Source organism: Parapedobacter deserti (assembly GCF_042646065.1).
GTDB lineage: Bacteria > Bacteroidota > Bacteroidia > Sphingobacteriales > Sphingobacteriaceae > Parapedobacter > Parapedobacter deserti.
This window is the reverse complement of sequence record NZ_JBHRTA010000013.1, coordinates 1-3,805: the sequence shown is the minus strand read 5'-3', so window position 1 is coordinate 3,805 and position 3,805 is coordinate 1. Positions and strand designations below refer to the sequence as shown.

Annotated in this window: 3 protein-coding genes; 2 read left to right on the top strand and 1 reads right to left on the bottom strand. The window is 57.6% G+C overall.

Going from position 1 to position 3,805, the window contains the following annotated elements; genetic code table 11:
- Both ACFOET_RS05530 and ACFOET_RS05525 read left to right on the top strand, forming a co-directional pair.
- Nucleotides 1-3,096, top strand: a 3,096-nt coding sequence (locus ACFOET_RS05530; RefSeq protein ID WP_379020407.1) for a DUF6443 domain-containing protein, incomplete at its 5' end; no start/stop codon positions are given.
- Nucleotides 3,097-3,106: 10 nt separating this feature from the next.
- A complete protein-coding gene (locus ACFOET_RS05525; RefSeq protein WP_379020405.1) occupies nucleotides 3,107-3,409 on the top strand; it encodes a hypothetical protein in 303 nt (100 codons plus the stop codon).
- A 49-nt stretch (nucleotides 3,410-3,458) separates the two neighbouring features.
- Here the strand turns inward: ACFOET_RS05525 and ACFOET_RS05520 are convergent, their stop codons facing one another.
- Nucleotides 3,459-3,701 carry a type II toxin-antitoxin system RelE/ParE family toxin gene (locus tag ACFOET_RS05520; RefSeq protein ID WP_379020403.1) on the bottom strand — a complete coding sequence of 81 codons (243 nt, stop codon included), beginning with the start codon at nucleotides 3,699-3,701 and terminating at the stop codon, nucleotides 3,459-3,461.
- Nucleotides 3,702-3,805 lie beyond the last annotated feature (104 nt).

Below are 3,805 nucleotides of genomic sequence, written 5' to 3'. Positions count from 1 at the left end.
GACATCACGTACTACGACGGGCTTGGCAGGGAGATGCAGTCCGTCGGGGTGAAGGCTTCGGGCGGCACAGGTCAGCGTGATTTGGTCACGCCGGTCACCTACGATTCATTCGGGAGGCAGGACAAAGACTACCTTCCCTACGGCACGGCCACGGGCGCCGGCGGTGCTTTCAAGTCAAACGCGGCGGTGCAGCAGGCTGCGTATTACAACAGCCCCCCGGCTGGCGTTGTGCGGATACCCGTTTCGGGTGGTATCACGCCCTCCTACGGAGCCAGGAGGTACGAGGCCTCCCCGCTGGGGCGTGTGGTTGAGCAGGGTTTCCCTGGGAGTGTATGGCAGCCGTCGGGGAGCCGCACGGCCACATCCGGCCGCACGGTGGTGACCGATCATTCCACCAACGACGCGGTGAGCGGTTTCGGGGTGAACAGCCGGCGGGTTGCGCGCTACGGCGTGACGGTGAACGCGACGACTGGTGCGCGGGCGCTTACGCTGAGCGGCATCTACGGTGCGGGGGAGCTGTACGTGACGATCAGGCGCGATGAGAACTGGACAGAGGCGGAGGGCCGGAGCGGTACGGCAGAGGAGTACACGGACAAGCAGGGCCGTACGGTGCTCCGCCGGGGTTACAATGGGAGCGAGGTGCTGAGCACGTACTACGTTTACGACGACTTCGGGCTGCTGTGCTTCGTGCTGCCGCCGGGCCGTGGCACGCATTTCAATCCGGACGGCACGGCGGTGCCGACGGCGGCGCAGCTTTCTGCGTTCTGCTACCAGTACCGGTATGACGGCCGGGGGCGTTTAGTGGAAAAGCAGCTTCCGGGCAAGGGGCGCGAATACCTGGTCTACAACAAACTGGACCAGGTGGTTGCCACGCAGGACGCTGTGCAGCGGGGGAAGAGCCCCCAGCAGTGGACGGTGACGAAGTACGACGCGCACGGGCGCATTGTGCAGACGGGGCTTTGGCACCACCCGGGGAGCGCGGCAAACAGCGACCAGCGGGCGGCGGTGCAGGGGCTTGTTGACGGGCAGGCTTCGGGGAACCAGTGGGAGGATCGGAACACGGCCGGTACGGCCTACACGAGCCGTTCGTGGCCGGCCACGGGGATGACGGTGCTGACCGAGCAGTTCTATGACGACTACAACGTTGCGGGCTTCACGGGACTGCCCGGGGCGTACCGGCCCGGGGGCTACAGCACGATGACCAGGGGGTTGCCGACGGTGTCTCGGGTGCAAGTGCTGGGCACGTCGCAGTACCTGTGGAGCGCGGTGTACTACGATGACCGCGGCAACGCGGTACGGGAGGTCAGGCAGCATTACCGGGGGGGCACGGCCGCGGCGAATAACTATGACGACATCGCCACGGAGTACAGCTTCACGCGGCAGGTGCTGAACAGCACGCGGCGTCATTACGCCGGGGGGAGCCTTTCGGCCACCGTCAGGACGGAGCATACGTACGACCACCGTGGGCGTCCGGTGGATACCTGGAAGCGGCTGAACACGGGTACGCGCACGCTTGTATCGCGCAACCTGTACAACGAGGTTGGCCAGTTGCGGACCAAGCAGCTGCACAGCACGGACGGGAGCACGTTTGCCGAGTCGGTCAATTACAGCTACAACGCGCGGGGGTGGCTTAAGGGTACGGTGTCGCCGAAGTTCCAGCAGACGCTGCTCTACGAGGACACCTCGGCGGCTGCTTTCCGGCAGTACAACGGAAACATCAGCCGGCAGAGCTGGCGGCACGGCACGGGTGCCGTCCAGGGGTACAGCTACACGTACGACCGCCAGAACCGGCTGCTTACGGGTCTTTCCGGGAGCATCGGGGAGACGGTCACGTATGACCGTTCGGGGAACATCGCGACGCTGAAGCGTGATGCGGGTGCGGTGTGGACGTACGGATACACGGCTGCGGGGGGCAACCGCTTGCAGACGGTCACGGGGGGCAGCGCAACGTACCAGTATGATGCCAACGGCAACATGACGCTGGACGGGCGGGTGAACCGGTCGGTTACGTACAACGAGCTGAACCTTCCCCGGGCGGTTGGGGGTACGTCGGCGACCTACACGTACGATGCCACGGGCCGGAAGCTGCGTTCGGTGGTTGGTGGCATCACCACGGATTACATCGACGGCATCGAGTGGGAGGGCAGTGCATTGAACGTCATCCACATGGAGGAGGGCCGTATACTTCCCTCGGGCATCTACGACTATGTGCTGCGCGACCACCTGGGCAACACGCGGAGCGGCTTCTCTTCAAACGCCACGGGTATGGCCAAGTTCGTGGCGGACTACCGTCCTTTCGGTACGGTGTACAACCAGGGTAGCATACCTTCGCCGAAAAACCGCTATCTTTACAACGGGAAGGAGCTGCAGGACGGTTCGGGGTATTACGATTACGGCGCAAGGTTCTATGACCCGGTCATCGGGAGGTGGGGGAGCGTGGACCCGCTGGCGGATGAGTTCGATAACGTGTCTCCGTACAACTATGCCCTGAATAACCCTTTGCGCTATATCGACCCGGATGGGATGGCAGCTTCGGACACCACGACAAGAAATGGGGGGATTTTGCAGGAGGTTTGGGTTACCGTGAACAATTTCCGCTGGCCGACATGGACATACCATATCCCAATCTTAGGTGCGGCTGCCGAAAGTGGTAACAATCTTTCCGATGGTAACTACTTGCTATCGGTAGGGAATTTCGGAACTTCATTGGCTGAGCTGTATACAGCGGGTCTATTAAGTGAAGTTAAAATCGGTACTTCGCTAACCAAAGAGACCGTAAATACGGTCAGTAGAACTACCACTCGAAACATTGCAAAAAAGATACATGCGGGTAAGCAGGGTAAACATATTTTGGGGCACAATAACTATCAAAAAGGCAAGAGTGTTTTGAAGTCTGATGCCCAACAACTCTTGGACGATTTCCATGCGGGCAAAGTGAAGGTGTCAGAAGCAATAGACGAAGTGAAAACAAGAGTTGATTTCGGAAAAGTGATAGGTGATTATATAAATCCGCAAACAGGGGCCGCGATGCCAACAACAAAGGGTATTATAGTGAACAGTCACACAGGTGCTCATATCATTCCAGCACGACCATAAAGACATTAAAATGAACGAGACAGAAATAAGGCAAGCGCTATTGATTTCAATGCAGAGGGCGTTGTGGGGGAAAATCTATCCTTCTGTAAGAGCAGTAGCTGTTGGATTTGAAGATATCCGTAAACTTAAAGTCATTTGTTATCTGGACAGGGAGCCAAGGGAAGAAGATTACGAGAATCTCAGTGAAGTGACTGCCGAAGTATGCGCCGATATTGATTTTAAAGAAGTTGAAGAGCATTGTGTTTACGCTGTTAAACCCTTCTCTCAATTAGACAACTTAGCATCTTGGGTTTACATAAGAAAAGAAGAATAGAACACTTGTCGGAATAGACTGGTTAAGCCTGGCTACGCGCCGGGCTTTTCTATGGAATCAGTTTGAAAATCTGTTCGAGTTCCCTGTCCGTTATGGTGCTTTTTTCGGACTTGTCAAAGATGGAGGATAGGTAGACGGTGTTGCGGGCCACTTTCACGTAGGTGACCACCCGCGCCCCGCCGGACTTCCCTTTGCCCTTGGAGGCGATGGCAAGGCGTATCTTGTAGAAGCTGTTGCCGAGGGCGGTACCCATTTCCGGCTCATCGGCGAGCCGTTCGATAAGCCCGGCCAAAGAGACTGTAAAATCAACTGTGTCAAGAGTTATAAAATGTTAACTTAGTCACAGTTTAAAATGAAAGAAAAGCAAGAAGAATTCGATTACGAGGAGATGAAAGC